Below are 15178 nucleotides of genomic sequence, written 5' to 3'. Positions count from 1 at the left end.
ACTTGATCGCGCAGCGAGGCCCCCAGGGCCGAGTCGGAGCGATGCAGCGATCGCACGCAGTGCCCGCCGAAGGGAGGGCCCCCAGGGCCCGACCGCCAAGGGCACTGCCAATAAGCACGGCGACCGCGAGAGCACGGGGCGGGCCGTGTCTCGCGGTCGGGTGGTCGTCAGGCGCTCTGCGGCGCCTCGGTGGTGTCGGCGGCGGGCTTGCCGGCGCGGGTGCGGCGCCGGGGCCGGCTCCGCTTGCGCTCGGTGGCCACGGCGTCGACCACGGCGCCCTCGCCCGGGGCGTCGCCGGTCTCGGCGGCCTGGCCGGCGGAGACGCCCTCGACCGGCTTGCCGCCGCGGGTGCGGGTCCGGGCCCGGTTCCGGCGGCGCGGGCGCGAAGGCTCGCGGTCGTCGTCCCGGTCGCGGTCGCGGCCCCGCGTGTTGCTGCGGGTCTTGCCGGTCTCGCCGATGTCCTCCAGCTCCTCGGCGTCCAGCCCGGCCCGCTCGTGGCGGTGCTCCTTGGGCAGGGTGCCCTTCGTGCCCTCGGGGATGCCGAGCGCCGCGAAGTAGTGCGGGGAGGTGGAGTAGGTCTCCTCCGGGGCCGCGAACGGCAGGTCGAGCGTGCCGTTGATCAGCTTCCACCGGGTGAGGTCGGACCAGTCGACGAACGTGACGGCGACGCCCTCCTTGCCCGCGCGGCCGGTGCGGCCGATGCGGTGCACGTAGGTGTCGGCGCTGTCGGGGCACTCGTAGTTGACCACGTGGGTGACGTCGTCGACGTCGAGCCCGCGGGCCGCCACGTCGGTGGCCACCAGCATGCCGATCTTGCCGTTGCGGAACGCGCGCAGGGCCCGCTCCCGCTGGCTCTGCCCGAGGTCGCCGTGCACGGCCGCGGCGTCGAAACCGCGCTGGACCAGGTCGGCGGCGACCCGGTCGCAGGCCCGCTTGGTCTGGCAGAAGATCATCGTCAGCCCGCGGCCCTCGGCCTGCAGCAGCCGCGCCAGCATCTCCGGCTTGTCCATCTGGTGGGCCTGGAAGACGTGCTGGACGACCTGCGGCGTCGCGTCGGACTCCGCGTGCGACTCGGCCCGCACGTTCGTGGGCCGGGTCAGGTAGCGGCGCGACAGCGCGACGATCTCGCCCGGCATGGTCGCCGAGAACATCATCGTCTGCCGCTGCGCGGGGATCCGGTCGATGATCCGCTCGATGTCGGGCAGGAACCCGAGGTCGAGCATGCGGTCGGCCTCGTCCAGCACCAGCACGCCGACGTGCGACAGGTCCAGGTGCTTCTGCTTGACCAGGTCGAGCAGCCGCCCCGGGGTGCCGACGACGACGTCCACGCCCTCGCGCAGCGCGTCGATCTGCGGCTCGTAGGCCCGGCCGCCGTACACCGACAGCACGCGGGTGCCGAGCTTGCCGCCGGCGACCAGCAGGTCGTCGGTGACCTGGAGGGCCAGTTCGCGGGTCGGCGCGACGACGAGCGCCTGCGGCTTCTTGCCGCCGTGCTCGATGCGCTGCAGCAGCGCGGCGCCGAACGCCAGCGTCTTGCCGGTGCCCGTGCGGGCCTGGCCGATGATGTCGTGGCCGCCCAGCGCGATCGGCAGGGCGAGCTCCTGGATGGGGAACGCTTCGATGATGCCCTCGGCCTGCAGGGCATCTGCTATCTCGGGTACGACCCCGAGTTCACGAAAGGTAGTCAGGGCTTTCAGCCTCCAATATGCGGGGTCCTCGCTCCCCGGTGCGGCGCGGCTCGTCGCCCGCGTCGGCCGGATGCCGGCGGGCGGGCCCGTCAGGGGCGCCGTCGTTCGAGGTCACAGGGGCCGCCGGCAGGGCTTCGCCGTCCTGGCGCGCCCGCCGATCGCTTCCTGTGGCCGCGCGCTCGCGCGGGAGGGACCAGCCGTTGATCAAAATGTCTCGGCGACCGCAGTCAGGGGTTGAAAGCAGTCACTCGCTGTGGCTGCGTGCGGTCACACTCCGCCACGCAGTGTACCGACCGTCGGATGCATACACCAATAGCCGATCACTAGACCTAACGTTTCCGCGTTTTCGTCTATTCCCTCCCGCTCGCCAGCGTGATCCACGGCCTGGAACGCGCCCGGACGGACCGGCGCCGGGCGGCCCGGGCGCGGCCACATCCGGTCAGTGCGGGCCGTGCACGATCACCGGTTGCCCGGGCGCCGCGCCGTGCCGCACATTGATGGGCATGATCGAACCGTCCGGGGCCGTGCCGTCCGGCGCCGAACCGTCCGAGGCCGGACCGCCGCCCGCCGCACCGCCGCCCGCCGGACCGCCGCCGCCCGCCGAACCGCCGTGGCGTGTCGAGGGCTTCACCGAGGTGCGCGAGCTGGGCGCGGGCGCGCAGGGCCGGGTGGTGCTGGCGCGGCACGCCACCGCGGGCGCGCCGGTGGCGATCAAGTACCTGGTCCGCCGGGACGGGGACGAGGAGGCGATCGAGCGGCTGCGCGCCGAGGCCGTGATGCTCGGGCGCGTGGACGACCCGCACGTCGTCCGGCTCTACCGGTTCGTCAGCGCCGAGCGCGGCGCGGCGCTCGTGATGGAGGCGGTGGACGGGGTCCCGCTCAAGCGGATCCTGGCCGAGCACGGGGCGCTGGAGCCGGAGGCGGCGCTCACCGTGCTGAAGGGGTCCCTGCGCGGCCTCGCCGCCGCCCACGCGGCGGGCGTGGTGCACCGCGACTACAAGCCCGCCAACGTCGTCGTCCGGGCGGACGGGCTGAGCAAGCTGATCGACTTCGGGATCGCGACCGCCGCCGGGGACGGCGCCGGGTCCGGGACGCCGGCCTACATGGCGCCGGAGCAGTGGGAGCGGCGGCCCGCCTCGCCGGCCACCGACGTGTACGCTGCGACCTGCGTGTTCTTCGAGTGCATTACCGGCGCCCGGCCGTTCTCCGGGGATCTGGCGGCGCTGCGGGCCGGCCATCTGCGCGGTGCCGTGCCGGCCGGGCGCGTCCCGGAGGGGCTGCGCGACCTGGTCGCCCGCGGGATGGCCAAGTCCCCGGAGGACCGGCCGCCCGGCGCCGCCGCGTTCGCCGCGGAACTGGAGGCGGCCGCCGCCACGGCGTACGGGCCCGGCTGGGAGGGGCGAGGCGTGCGCGCTCTGGCGGGTGCGGCCGTGGCCTTCGCGGCCGCGTTCCCGCTCGCCGCCGCCGGACTGGTCCCGGCGGCCGCGGGCGGAGCGGCGGCAGGCGGTGCTGCGGCAGGCGGAGCGGCGGCCGCGGGCGGGGGTGCCGGGGCCGGCGCGGCGGCCGGCGGCGGGCTGTTCGCGGCGACCGGCGCCAAGGTCGCCGCCGCGGTCGCGGCGTCCGCAGCGCTTGCGGCGGGCGGCGCGGGAGCCTACACGGCCGCCTCCGGGGGCGGCGGCGCTCCGGACCCGCGGACGGACCTGCGCGTGCGGCCCGTGTCGGTCGTCCGGACGACCGGCCATCCCGCCACCCGCGTCACGGCGAGCTATCCGCAGCTCAGCGGCCTGCCCGCCGCGCTCCAGACCAAGGTCAACGCGCTGGTCCGCGAGCCCGCCGAACGCTGGGCGCGGACGGCCGGCAGCGACTTGGCCGCCTTCAACGGCACCACCGACCCGCCGACCCCCTACACGGGCAAGGTGACCTACGACGTGAGGCTGAGCGGGCCGAAGCTGTTCTCCGTCCGCTACGCCTACGGCGGGACGGTCCTCACGAGGAACACGGCCATGGTGCAGATGGTCACGGTCGACCTCACCACCGGGCGCGCGTTGCCGCCCCGCGACTTCTTCCAGGCGGGCGCGCTCACGGCGGCCGGCACCCACGCCTTCACCCGCCTGCTGGTCGAGTACGGGCCCGGCGGCGGCTCCCTGTGCGAGGGCGAGCCGCCGAGTCCGGACGGCGGGGACGTCACCCCCGCGATGATCAAGGACGGCAACGTCCACCTGATACCGACGCGCACGGGCGTCGACTTCTACCCGCCGGAGCCCGCGCTGGGCTACAGCATGGCCTGCGGACGGGCCTGGCGGGCGTTCAGCGTGCCCTACCGCCGGCTCGGCCGGTTCATCCGCCCGGAGATCTTCCGCGCGGTGGGCGTCCCCGTCCCGTCGCCCTGATGGCGCGTGACCCGGGGCCGCCGCGTGGCCCGGACAGGGGACGGCCCCCGCTCGCGTGGAGCGGGGGCCGTCCGCCGTGAGTCCGGCCGGAGGCCGGGGGGAGCCCCCGGCCGGGGGATCGGTCAGAAGGTGCGGCTCCGTCGCCGGCCGCGCCAGCCGCTGTGCCGCCATCCGCCGCCGCCGCGGGTGTTCAGGGAGGTGAGCGCGGCGACGCCGATCGCGGCGATCACCACCGCGAAGACGAAGGCGATGATCGCGCCCGCGCCGAGCGCGCTCGCGATCACACCGCCGACGATGGCGCCGACGATGCCGACCGCGATCGTCAGCAGGATGCCGATCGGGTTGCGGCCGGGGAGCAGGAGCCGCGCCAGGGCCCCGATGACGGCACCGACGACGATGAACCAGAGGATCGTCGTGAGCATGTCAGATCAGTCCATTCCGTTTCCGTCGGCCCGGAGTTTCCCTCGGGCCCGTGGTCGCAGACCGGTATGCCCGTTCTGCCGGAATGAAACAAAATCCTGGTCAAGCCCGGTACGGCCGCGTCAAAACCGCCCGGGACGGCCGAGCGCCCCCTGTCACGGCCTCACGCGTACTGGGTGCCGAACCCGACGCCGCGCCGCTCGTCCTCGGCGATCTCCAGGTAGCCGACCCGGCCGGCCGGGACGACCACCCGGCCCGAGCGCCGGTCCTTCAGCACGAAGACCCCGTGCGGCTCGGCCAGCGCGCCGGCGAGGGCGTCCTGCACCTCGTCGGCGGACTGGTCGGTCTCCACCACGATCTCCTTCGGCACGTTCTGCACGCCGATGCGAACCTGCACGCGCTGCTCCCCTCGTCCGTCCGTCCCGCCGCGCGACGGGCGCTCCCCACGATGGTCGCACGATCACCGATGCGATCACATCAGCCACCACACCGACCCCGCTGGGCCCCGGCCGTCGCGATCGCGAGCGGAGCCGGATTCGAGCTTGCGAGAATCCGATCGCGCAGCGAGCCCCCAGGCGAGTCGGAGCGATGCAGCGATCGCACGCAACGCCCGTTGAAGGGAGGGCCCCCAGGGCCCGACCGCCGAGGGCGGTGCAATCAAATCTGCGGGAAGCCGGAGATGCCGCGCCAGGCGAGGCGGGCGATGATCTTCTCGGCGGTGTCCTTGGGGATGGCGCGGTGCTGCGAGAGCCAGTAGCGGGCGCTGACCTCGGCCATCCCGACCAGGCCCATGCCGAGCAGGTGCGCCTCGTCGCTGGCGGCGCCGGTGTCCTCGGCGATCACCTGGGCGATCATCTCGGCGCACTGCTGGTTGGCGCGGTCGACGCGGGCCCGGACGGGCGCCACGTTGCGCAGGTCGGACTCGAAGACCAGCCGGTACGCCTCGCCGTCGCCGGCCACGAAGTCGTAGAAGGCCCGCATGCTGGCCTGCACGCGCAGCTTGTTGTCCGTGGTGGAGCCGAGCGCGTCGCGCACGGTCTTCACCAGGGCCTCAGCGTGCTCGTCCAGCAGGGCCAGGTACAGCTCCAGCTTGCCCGGGAAGTGCTGGTAGAGCACGGGTTTGCTGACTCCCGCACGCTCGGCGATCTCGTCCATCGCCGCCGCGTGGTACCCCTGCGCGACGAACACCTCCTGGGCCGCGCCGAGCAGTTGCCTGCGGCGCGCCAGCCGCGGCAGGCGAGTGCCACGGGGGCGGGCGTCCGGGGTAGCCGTCACCACACTCTCCGATCACCAGATCAGTGCGACGGTAGAGGGTGTCCGTCGCGGGGAAACAATCCCATCATCCTACGCGCCGGTAACCTCGTGGGTCACTAACAAAGCACCCCGACATTCCTCGCGCGCGCAGGTCAGTGTATTCCGGCGGCGACCCGCCGCGGCCGGACGAGCGGGCCGCCGCCCCCCGGAGGGGCTACCGGTAGTCGTCCTCGTCGAGCGGGATCTCGCGGTGCTGCTCGGCGGCGTCGGCCTCGTTGACGTCCATCGGCACCGGGCCCGGCCACTCGGCCGCCTCCTCGCCCTCGCCGGCCACATCGGCCCGCTGCTCGGCCCGGTCGGCCTCGTTGGCGTCGGCGGCGTCGTCGGGCTGCGGCTCCCGCCGCAGGTCGTCGGTCTCGCTCATCACGCGTCCTCCTCGCACGAGCCCTTCGGAAGATCGGTCACAGGCGTCCGGCCAGTTCCCGCAGCGGCGCCTCCAGGGACTCGCCGTAGGTCGGGAACGCGTGCACGACGTCGGTGAGCACGCTCAGCGGCGTCTCCGCGCGGATGGCCAGCGCGATCTCGCTCATCCACTCCTCAGCGTAGAGTCCGGCCGCGACGGCGCCGATCAGCAGCCCGCGGGAGCGGTCGGCGTACAGCTCGACCCGGCCGCGCTCGTCGGCCTCCACCGCCGCCCGCGCCGTCGCGGCGAGGTCGTACCCGGCGGTGAGGAGGTCTATTCCGAGTTCCTCGGCCTGCTTCGGGGAGATCCCGACCGCGTAGACGGTCGGCGTCGTGTAGACGACGCGGGGGATCGCGCGGTAGTCGGCCGCGCGGTGCTCCCCGAGCAGGTTCGCCAGCGCCAGCCGGGCCTGGTAGCGGGCGGCGTGCGTGGTGCGGGCGACGCCGGTGACGTCGCCGGCCGCCCACACGTCGCCGGCGGGGCAGGGCACCCGGCACGTCTCGTCCACCGGCACGCCGTGGCCGGGGGACGTGGCGATGCCGAGCGCCTCCAGCCCGAGGCCCTCCACCCGGGGCCGGCGCCCGGCCGCGACGAGGATCCGGTCGGCGTCCAGCGTGCCGCCGTCCGAGAGCCAGAGCCGCAGCCCCGACTCCTTGCGCTCCACATGCGAGAGGTCGGCGCCGAGCCGCAGGTCGACGCCCATCCGGCGGAGCGCCTCGGCGAGCACCTCGCCGGCGAACGGGGCCTCGGCGGTCAGCAGCCGCCCGGACGCCTCGACCACCGCGACCTGCGACCCGAACGCCGCGTACACCTGCGCCAGCTCGCAGCCGACCGGGCCGCCGCCGAGGATGACCAGCCGGCGCGGCAGGTCGGGCACCGACAGGGCGCCGTCGCTGGTCCACAGCGGGACGTCGGCGAGGCCGTCGACCGGCGGGATCACCGGCTCGCTGCCGGTGCACAGCACCAGGTCGGCGAAGCCGTGCTCGGCGCCGTCCACCTCGACGCGGCCGGGCCCGGTCAGCTGGCCCCGGCCGCGCAGCACGGTGACGCCCTCCTCGGCCATCCGGGCGACGATCCGCTCGTCGGTGCGGTGCCCGGTCAGGGCGTCGCGGCGGGCCACCGCCATCTCCCAGGTCTCGCCGCGGCGCGCCGACAGCAGCAGCGACTTGGACGGAACGCAGGCGAAGTACGGCGACTCCCCGCCGACCAGGCGGTTCTCGACGAGCGCGACATCGCGCCCGGCGCGGGCCAGGCCGGTCGCCACCAGCTCTCCCGCCGTCCCCCCGCCCAGCACCACGGCGTCGTAGTGATGGTTCTGCGACAACTGTTCTTCCTTCCGCACGGCGGGTGTGTGCCCGCTCACATAGCGTCCCCCGTGCACATGGTGGCGGAAGTCGACGCCGGAGCGTGCCGGTTCGGACACATACGGCGCCCGAAAAGTGAGAGATCGTGTCAGGGGCGCGTCACGGGAGGGCGCGGCGGCGCCCGTCCAGCAGGGGCTCCAGCAGGTCGCCGTGCCGCTCGACGCGGGCGAGCACCTCGTCGGGGGAGAACACCAGGTCGGCGGCGTCGCGGCAGGAGCCGAGCTCGTCCCAGTCGAGCGGCGCGGACACCGACGGGCTGGACGCCGCGCGCAGCGAGTACGGCGCGACCGTCGTCTTCGCCGGGTTGTTCTGGCTCCAGTCCACGAAGATCTTCCCCTTGCGCAGCCGCTTCTCCATCCGCGCGACGACCAGGTCCGGATGCTCGGACGCGAGGCGCTGCGCGGCGGCCTTGGCGTACTCCGACGTCCGCGCCGCGTCGTTCGGCTCCTTGATCGGCACGTACAGGTGCAGGCCCTTCTTGCCGCTGGTCTTCGGGTAGGAGTCGAAGCCGTCCTCGGCGAGCACGTCGCGCAGCAGCGCGGCCACCTCGCACGCCTCCACGATCGTGGCGGGCTCGCCCGGATCGAGGTCGAACACGACCAGGTCGGGGGCGTGCTGCTTGCCGCGCGGGCCGACCTTCCACTGCGGGACGTGCAGCTCCAGCGCGGCGAGGTTCGCGCACCACACGAGCGTGGGCAGGTCGTCGACGACGACGAAGTCCGCCGTCTCCCGGCCGGACGTGCTGCCCGGCGTGGGGATCTCCGCCGTCCGCACCCAGTCCGGCGTGTGCGAGGGGGCGTTCTTCTCGAAGAACTTCCCGCCGTCCACGCCCTCCGGCCAGCGGATCCGGGTGGCCGGACGGTCCTTCAGGTGCGGCAGCATCACCGGCGCGATCCGCGCGTAGTAGTCGATGACCTCGCCCTTGGTGAACTCCGGGTACAGGTTCTTGCCGAGGTTGGACAGGTTGAGGCGGCGCCCGTCCACCTCGACCTGCCTGCCGCTCACCACCGGTCCTCCAGTGCGGGGGACTCACTGCTCACTGGTGACCTCCAGGGGGTCCTTGTCGTCGCGGCGCCCCCGCCAGGACGGGAAGCGGAGGCGGCCGTCCCTGGTGCGGGCGCTGTAGGCGACCTCCCCGACCAGGCGCGGCTCAACCCACTGGGCGTCGCGGGCGTGCTCGCGCGGGACGGCCTCGTCGAACGGGCTGGTGGGGCGGCGCAGCGGCCACAGCGCCTCGTACAGGTCGTCCAGGGCGCGGTCGCTGAAGCCGGTGCCGACGTGCCCGACGAAGCCGAGCCGCCCCTTGGCGTCGTACTCGCCGAGCAGCAGCGACCCGACGCCGCCCTCGCGCCGGCCGCGGCCGGGCTTCCAGCCGCAGACGATCACCTCGCGGGTCTGGAAGTTCTTCACCTTCCGCCAGAAGTCGACGCGCCGGCCCGGCCGGTACGGGGAGTCCAGCCGCTTGGCGAGCAGGCCCTCCAGGTGCTCCTCGACGGTGAAGGCGAGCAGCTCGTCCACCTGGGAGGTGTCGCCTCCGTGCAGGTAGGGGGGCACCTCGACGGGGCCGCTGCCGGCGAGGTCGAGCCCGGCGAGCAGCGCCCGGCGCTCGGCGTAGGGGACGTCGTACAGCACCCGGCCGTCCAGGAACAGCACGTCGAACACGACGTACCGGACGGGGACCTCGCGGATCAGCCGGGGGTGCGGCTCGGCGACGTGCATCCGCCGCTGGAGGCGCTCGAAGCTCGGCCGGCCCCGGTCGAAGGCGACGACCTCGCCGTCCAGCACGACGTCGTGGTCGGGCAGCAGGTCGGACAGGGCGGTCAGCTCGGGGTAGCGGGCCGTCACGTCGTGCCCGCGCCGGCCGGTGGCGCGCACGCCGTCCGGCGAGACCTGCGACACCACGCGGACGCCGTCCCACTTGAGCTCCAGGGCCCAGCGCTCGCCGTCGCCGGGGAGGTCCCCGGTGGCGGCCATCATCGGCTCGACGGGCCATGGCATGGTCATAACGGCGTCTTACCCGATGGTCGCGCCGAAGAAAAGGATCAAGGGTCCGTTATGGTGCAAATCGAACGGGGTTGCGACGCTAAGGGGAGGAGCGGAACCGGCTGGGTAAGGACACGGCATGCGGAGCATCTGGAAGGGCGCGATCTCGTTCGGGCTGGTGACGATCCCGGTGAAGCTGTACTCCGCGACCGAGCAGCGGGACGTCAGCTTCCACCAGGTGCACCGGGAGGACGGCGGCCGGATCAAGTACAAGCGGGTCTGCACGGTCGACGGCGAGGAGGTCCCCTACTCCGACATCGCCAAGGGCTACGAGCTGCCGAGCGGGGAGATGGTGATCCTCACCGACGAGGACTTCGCCGACCTGCCGCTGTCCACCAGCCGGCGCATCGACGTGCTCCAGTTCGTCGAGGAGTCCGAGGTCGACCCGATCTACTTCGCCAAGTCCTACTACCTGGAGCCGGACGCGCAGGGCGCCAAGCCGTACGTGCTGCTGCGCGACGCGCTGGAGAACTCCGACCAGGTCGCGATCGTCAAGGTGGCGCTGCGGCAGCGCGAGTCGCTGGCGACGCTGCGGGTCCGCGACGGGGTGTTCGTCCTGGAGACGATGCTGTGGCCGGACGAGGTGCGCCGGCCCGACTTCCCGTTCCTGGACGAGGACATCGAGGTCCGCAAGCAGGAGCTGTCGATGGCCTCGTCGCTGATCGACTCGATGGCGGGCGACTTCGACCCGACCGAGTACAAGGACGCCTACCGGGAGGCGCTCCAGTCGGTGATCGACGCGAAGGTGGAGGGCCGCGAGGTCACCCGGCCGTCCGAGGAGGCCGAGGAGGAGCCGGCCGCCGACCTGCTGAGCGCGCTGCGCGCCAGCGTCGAGGCCGCGAAGAAGAGCCGCGGCGGCGGAGGCGGCGGCAAGGCGGCGGCATCGTCGTCGGAGAAGGCGCCGGAGAAGAAGCCCGCGTCGCGCAGCCGCAAGACGGCGTCGAAGTCGGGCGGCAAGAAGGAGCCGGCGAAGAGCCGGACCCGCAAGTCGGCCTGAGGGCTACTCGATCGGCGCCAGCGTGGGGCGCTTGGCGGTGACGAGGTCGCCGGACGAGCGGCCCCGCAGCCGCCGCGCCACCCACGGCGCCAGGTACCCGCGCGCCCACCGGGCGTTCGCCAGCCGCCGCGCGCTCCGGCTCAGCTCCGGCAGCGGTTCCAGCTCCGGCTTGCGCCAGTCGCCCGCGTCCGGGACGCCGAGCGCCTCCAGCATCGCCAGCGCCACGCGCCGGTGCCCCTCGGGCGCCATGTGCAGCCGGTCGGCGCCCCACATCCGCCAGTCGCGCAGGACGTCCATGGACCACTGGTCGACGACGAACGCGCCGCGCCGGGCCGCGATCGCCCGCAGGTGCTCGTTGTAGACGGCGACGCGCCCGCGGGTGCGGCGGATGACGGGCGAGCCCACCGGGTCGACGCCGGTGAACAGGACCGCGTCGGCGCCCGTCGCGCGGATCGCCGCGACCGCCTCGTCCATCCGGGCGGCGAGCGCGTCGATGTCGGCGCCGGGGCGCAGGAGGTCGTTGCCGCCGCCCGACACCGACACGAGGTCGGGCTTCAGGTCCAGGGCGGCGGGGAGCTGCTCGTCGACGATCCGGCCGAGCAGCCGGCCGCGGATCGCGAGGTTGGCGTAGCCGAACCCGTGGGAGCCGGGTCCGTTGGACCGGACGGCGAGCTCGGCCGCCGCCCGGTCGGCCCAACCGCGCCAGCCCCCGCCTGCGGCGCCCCCCGCGTAGGGGTCGCCGACCCCTTCGGTGAAGGAGTCGCCGATCGCCGCGTAACGCGTCCAGAGCATGAGCTACATGCTATTTGACCTGCGGTGATCGCCAGGCCGTCCGGAATGTGAGTTAGTTCTCCCGGGGCGGCGGGCGGGGTCAGCCGTCGCGGCGGGTGGCGAGGACGCGGCCGAGCATCGCGGCCGCGGCGGAGGGGTCGGTGCACGGCGCGATCCGCTCGCCCCAGCTGTAGAAGTACGACCAGGAGGCGTCGGAGCGCTCCTGCACCGCGATCACGTTCTCGTTGAACATCCGCATGTCGGGGTTGGCGACGAGGGCGGAGGGCCAGCGGTCCGACGGCGGGGCCATGTCCACCGCCCAGCCGCGCGAGCGCAGTTCCTCGGTGAGGCGCTCCAGATGGCCGAAGGCCGTCTCGGCTTCGGTGATCGCCAACGCGGACATGATGCCTCCAGGGAAGTACCCGTGAACCGGGAGAGCCGGGGTCGCCGGGCGCGGGCCGTCGCGGTGCGCGTCACACGAACGGCGCCGGGCGAATGGCATTCAGTTTCCCGCCGGGTGGCGCGGTCCACAACCGCTTTGCCATTGTTGGCGGCCCTTTTCTCGCGGACGGTCCCGGCCCGGCCCCGACCGGCGGCCCCGACCAGCGGCCCCGACCGGCGGCCCCGGCCCCGGTCCCGCAGAGGGGAGCCGGGGCCGGGGAGCCGGGTTCAGCGCACGGGCGCCGGCTCGGCCGCCCGCGGCGGCGCGGCGGAGTCGCCCTCGCGGATCCCGTACCGCCCGTACAGCCGGGCCAGCGGGCCGGGCGCCCACCAGTTGGCGCGGCCGAGCAGCCGCATCGTCGCCGGCACCAGCAGCGCGCGGACGACCGTCGCGTCCACCAGGATCGCGATCGCCATCCCCACCCCGGTCATCTTGATGAACGCGACGCCGGACGTGGCGAACGCGCCGATCACCACGATGAACAGCAGCGCGGCGCTGGTGATGATGGCGCCGGTGCGCTGCACGCCGGTCGCGACCGCGGTCGTGTTGGAGCCGGTCAGGTCGTACTGCTCCCGGACCCGCGACAGCAGGAACACCTCGTAGTCCATCGAGATGCCGAACAGCATCGCCAGCATCAGGATCGGCATCGAGGGGGAGATGGCGCCGGTGGCGGTGAAGCCGAGCGGGCCGGACAGGTGGCCGTCCTGGAAGATCAGCACCACCACGCCGAACGTCGCCGACAGCGACAGCATGTTCATCACGATCGCCTTCAGCGGCAGCACCACCGACCCGAACGCCAGGAACAGCAGCACGAACGTGACGCCGCCGACGAGCAGCCCCAGCCAGGGCAGCGTGCCGCCGATGCTGGACAGCTGGTCCACGACGTCGGCCGTGCTCCCGCCGACGTATGTGTGGGCGCCCGGCGGCGCCGGGACGTCCCGGACGCGGTGGACCAGGTCGCGGGCCGCGCTCGAGTGGGGCTCGGCGGAGTAGGTGAGCGCGATCCGGGTCGTCTCGCCCTTGGCGCCGGTCACGGTGGCGCCGGTCGCGCCGGGCAGCGCGGCGAGCCGGTCCTCGTAGGCCTGGACGGCGGCCCGGTCGGACGTGCCGGTCACGACGGCCTGGATCGCCTCGGTTGGGTTGCTCGGGAACCGGGTCTGCAGCTCCTCGGAGACGACCCGGGCGTCCGCGCCGGACGGCAGCACCTTGGCGTCCACACCGCCCCAGTTGATGTGGAGGAAGGGACTCCCGAGCGTGAGCAGCAGCGCGACGGTGGCCACGGCGTAGACCACCGGGCGGCGCATCACGCTGTGCGCGAGCCGTCCCCACCAGCCGTCCGCCTCGCTCTTCGCCGCGGCGGGGGCGGCCTTGCGGCGGCGGATCGCCAGCGCGTTCACCTTCGGGCCGAGGACGGCCAGCAGCGCGGGCAGCACGGTCAGCGCGCCGAGCATGCAGACGAAGACGGTGGCGATGCCGCCGTAGCCCATCGAGACCAGGAAGTTCTGGTCGAACAGCAGCAGCCCGGACAGCGACACCGCGACCGTGACGCCGGAGACCGCGACCGTGCGGCCGGCGGTGGCCATCGTCGCGGCGAGCGCGTCCTCGGCGGTCGCGCCGTCCCGCCGGATCTCCTCGCGGAACCGGCTGACCATGAACAGGCCGTAGTCGATCGCGAGGCCGAGCCCGAGGAAGGTGGTGATGTTCACCGCGAAGATCGACACGTCGGTGACGTAGCTGAGCGCGTGCAGCGCGGTGAACGAGCCGAGGATGGCCAGGCCGCCGATCAGCAGCGGCAGGCTCGCCGACACCAGCCCGCCGAAGATCAGCACGAGCAGCACCAGCAGCACCGGCATGGCCATGCCCTCGGCCCGGCCGATGTCGGACGAGACCCGCTCGTTGATCGCGGTCTGCGTGCCGAGGGAGCCGCCGACCTTCGCGGTCAGGCCGCCGCCGGCGGCGGTGAGGTCGTCCTTGATCGCGTCGTAGGAGTCCTGCCGCGCGCCCTCGTCCTTGCCGCTGAGCTGCAGCACGGCGTAGGTGGACGTGCGGTCCTTGCTGACGAACTGCGGCGCCCTGGTCGTCCAGTAGGTGGACGTCCCGGCGACCCTGTCCTTCGGGATGGCGGCGAGCGCCCTGTCCACCGACGCCTTGTAGGCCGGGTCGTCCACCGTCATGCCGGGGCGCCCCGTGTAGAGGATCACCACGTCGGCCTGGTCGCGGCCGAGGTCGCGCTCGGCGACCTGCGTCGCCCGCGCGCTCTCGCTGCCCGGCGTGTCGAAGCCGCCGGACGAGGTCAGCGCGCCGAACACGCCCGTGCCCCAGACGCCGGCGAAGACCAGCGCCGCACCGGCGACCGCGAGGACCCACCGCCGGCGGCGGTGGACCCAGCGGCCCCATCGCTCGAACATCGTCGTTCCCCCTGCCTGTTACCCCGCGTCACGTCCGTGAACGCTGTAAACTAGCGAACGCTGTAAACTTTGCATATGACGTTCACTTTCGTCAATGGTGTTTTTGGGGAATCATGCGGAGGCGGCCGGAGGCGGCCGCGCCGGGGAGGAAGAGAGGCGGAGCGTGACGACACGGCGTGACCGGCTGCGCGAGGCGACGGTGCGGGAGATCTCCGAGACCGCGCGGCGGATCCTGGTCGAGCACGGGCCCGAGGCCGTGACCTTGCGCGCCATCGCCCGCGAGATGGGCATGACGGCGCCCGCGCTCTACCGCTACTACGACAGCCACTCCGAGCTGCTGCGCCACGTCGTCGGCGACATCTACACCGAGCTGACGGCCGAGCTGCAGGCGGCCATCGCGAAGGTGCCGCACGACGACATGAGCGGCAAGTTCCTGTCGGTGGCCCGGCAGTTCCGCCGCTGGTCGCTCGGCCACCCCCGCGAGTACGCGCTGCTGTTCGGCGCCCCGATCCGCGGCCTCGCCCCCGACGAGCAGGCCGACTTCGCCGAGGAGTGCGCCCAGCAGTTCGGCTGGACGTTCATGTCGCTGTTCCTGGAGCTGTGGCAGAAGAAGCCGTTCCCCGTCCCGCCGGACGACGAGCTCGACCCCGGCCTGCTGCCGCAGCTGCGCCGCTATCGCGAGGAGCGTCTCGGCGTGGCGCTGCCGCTCGGCGTGATCCAGCAGTTCCTCAAGTGCTGGGTGCGCCTGCAGGGCAGCGTCAGCCTGGAGGCCTTCGGCCATCTGAGCTTCGCCCTGGAGGACGCCGCCCCCATGTTCGAGATCATGCTCCAGGAGATCGCCCCGCCGCTCGGCCTCACCTACGCCCCGCCCGCGAAGGAGTAGCCGGCCCGGACGGCGCGGACCGTCCGGGCAGCACGAAGCCCCCGGATCCGCGGCG

14 protein-coding genes are annotated in these 15178 nt (G+C 73.5%); 3 read left to right on the top strand and 11 right to left on the bottom strand.

All coding sequences use genetic code 11. From position 1 onward, the window contains the following. Positions 1 to 167: 167 nt before the first annotated feature. Positions 168 to 1622: a DEAD/DEAH box helicase gene (locus ACA514_RS10935; protein WP_375041106.1), complete on the bottom strand. Its 1455-nt coding sequence runs from the start codon at positions 1620 to 1622 to the stop codon at positions 168 to 170. Positions 1623 to 2191: 569 nt separating this feature from the next. On the opposite strand from ACA514_RS10935, the gene ACA514_RS10930 reads away from it, so the two are divergent. Next, entirely contained in the window at positions 2192 to 4078 is a 1887-nt protein-coding gene (locus ACA514_RS10930) for a protein kinase (protein WP_375040938.1), read from the top strand. A gap of 122 nt (positions 4079 to 4200) precedes the next feature. Here ACA514_RS10930 and ACA514_RS10925 read toward each other — a convergent pair whose 3' ends face one another. The 7 genes from ACA514_RS10925 to ligD (ACA514_RS10895) form a co-directional block, all read right to left on the bottom strand. Continuing rightward, positions 4201 to 4500: a GlsB/YeaQ/YmgE family stress response membrane protein gene (locus ACA514_RS10925; protein WP_344280709.1), complete on the bottom strand. Its 300-nt coding sequence runs from the start codon at positions 4498 to 4500 to the stop codon at positions 4201 to 4203. 161 nt (positions 4501 to 4661) lie between these two features. Next, positions 4662 to 4895: a DUF3107 domain-containing protein gene (locus tag ACA514_RS10920; protein WP_375040937.1), complete on the bottom strand. Its 234-nt coding sequence runs from the start codon at positions 4893 to 4895 to the stop codon at positions 4662 to 4664. Positions 4896 to 5155: 260 nt separating this feature from the next. After that, positions 5156 to 5773, bottom strand: coding sequence for a TetR/AcrR family transcriptional regulator (locus tag ACA514_RS10915; RefSeq protein ID WP_375040936.1), 618 nt, complete (start codon positions 5771 to 5773; stop codon positions 5156 to 5158). A 193-nt stretch (positions 5774 to 5966) separates the two neighbouring features. Beyond that, positions 5967 to 6176, bottom strand: a complete 210-nt coding sequence (locus tag ACA514_RS10910) for a hypothetical protein (protein ID WP_375040935.1) — start codon at positions 6174 to 6176, stop codon at positions 5967 to 5969. A 37-nt stretch (positions 6177 to 6213) separates the two neighbouring features. Further along, entirely contained in the window at positions 6214 to 7539 is a 1326-nt protein-coding gene (locus ACA514_RS10905) for a dihydrolipoyl dehydrogenase family protein (protein WP_375040934.1), read from the bottom strand. A 139-nt stretch (positions 7540 to 7678) separates the two neighbouring features. Beyond that, positions 7679 to 8584 carry a non-homologous end-joining DNA ligase gene (gene ligD, locus ACA514_RS10900; protein WP_375040933.1) on the bottom strand — a complete coding sequence of 302 codons (906 nt, stop codon included), beginning with the start codon at positions 8582 to 8584 and terminating at the stop codon, positions 7679 to 7681. Between the two features lie 24 nt (positions 8585 to 8608). Further along, a complete protein-coding gene (ligD, locus tag ACA514_RS10895; RefSeq protein ID WP_375040932.1) occupies positions 8609 to 9583 on the bottom strand; it encodes a non-homologous end-joining DNA ligase in 975 nt (324 codons plus the stop codon). A gap of 118 nt (positions 9584 to 9701) precedes the next feature. On the opposite strand from ligD (ACA514_RS10895), the gene ACA514_RS10890 reads away from it, so the two are divergent. After that, entirely contained in the window at positions 9702 to 10619 is a 918-nt protein-coding gene (locus tag ACA514_RS10890) for a Ku protein (protein WP_375040931.1), read from the top strand. A 3-nt stretch (positions 10620 to 10622) separates the two neighbouring features. Here the strand turns inward: ACA514_RS10890 and ACA514_RS10885 are convergent, their stop codons facing one another. The 3 genes from ACA514_RS10885 to ACA514_RS10875 form a co-directional block, all read right to left on the bottom strand. Beyond that, positions 10623 to 11411 (bottom strand): SGNH/GDSL hydrolase family protein, encoded by a 789-nt coding sequence (locus ACA514_RS10885; protein WP_375040930.1) that lies wholly within the window; start codon positions 11409 to 11411, stop codon positions 10623 to 10625. A gap of 79 nt (positions 11412 to 11490) precedes the next feature. Continuing rightward, positions 11491 to 11793, bottom strand: coding sequence for a hypothetical protein (locus tag ACA514_RS10880; RefSeq protein ID WP_375040929.1), 303 nt, complete (start codon positions 11791 to 11793; stop codon positions 11491 to 11493). Between the two features lie 266 nt (positions 11794 to 12059). Then, positions 12060 to 14240: an MMPL family transporter gene (locus ACA514_RS10875; RefSeq protein WP_375040928.1), complete on the bottom strand. Its 2181-nt coding sequence runs from the start codon at positions 14238 to 14240 to the stop codon at positions 12060 to 12062. Positions 14241 to 14403: 163 nt separating this feature from the next. Here ACA514_RS10875 and ACA514_RS10870 point away from each other — a divergent pair, with 163 nt between their 5' ends. Beyond that, positions 14404 to 15123, top strand: coding sequence for a TetR/AcrR family transcriptional regulator (locus ACA514_RS10870; RefSeq protein ID WP_375040927.1), 720 nt, complete (start codon positions 14404 to 14406; stop codon positions 15121 to 15123). The last annotated feature ends 55 nt before the right edge of the window (positions 15124 to 15178 follow it).

Origin of the sequence: Actinomadura sp. NTSP31 (assembly GCF_041951385.1) — a bacterium.
In the GTDB taxonomy this organism is placed as follows: domain Bacteria; phylum Actinomycetota; class Actinomycetes; order Streptosporangiales; family Streptosporangiaceae; genus Spirillospora; species Spirillospora napierensis.
Note: the sequence above shows the minus strand (reverse complement) of the source record. Positions and strands in the feature narration are given on the sequence as shown.

Coding starts and splice junctions, on each gene's coding strand:
- ACA514_RS10925 (WP_344280709.1), bottom strand. CDS start 4,500: ATGCTCACGACGATCCTCTGGTTCATCGTCGTCGGTGCCGTCATCGGG.
- ACA514_RS10885 (WP_375040930.1), bottom strand. CDS start 11,411: ATGCTCTGGACGCGTTACGCGGCGATCGGCGACTCCTTCACCGAAGGG.
- ACA514_RS10890 (WP_375040931.1), top strand. CDS start 9,702: ATGCGGAGCATCTGGAAGGGCGCGATCTCGTTCGGGCTGGTGACGATC.
- ACA514_RS10880 (WP_375040929.1), bottom strand. CDS start 11,793: ATGTCCGCGTTGGCGATCACCGAAGCCGAGACGGCCTTCGGCCATCTG.
- ACA514_RS10875 (WP_375040928.1), bottom strand. CDS start 14,240: ATGTTCGAGCGATGGGGCCGCTGGGTCCACCGCCGCCGGCGGTGGGTC.
- ACA514_RS10930 (WP_375040938.1), top strand. CDS start 2,192: ATGATCGAACCGTCCGGGGCCGTGCCGTCCGGCGCCGAACCGTCCGAG.
- ACA514_RS10910 (WP_375040935.1), bottom strand. CDS start 6,176: ATGAGCGAGACCGACGACCTGCGGCGGGAGCCGCAGCCCGACGACGCC.
- ligD (WP_375040932.1), bottom strand. CDS start 9,583: ATGACCATGCCATGGCCCGTCGAGCCGATGATGGCCGCCACCGGGGAC.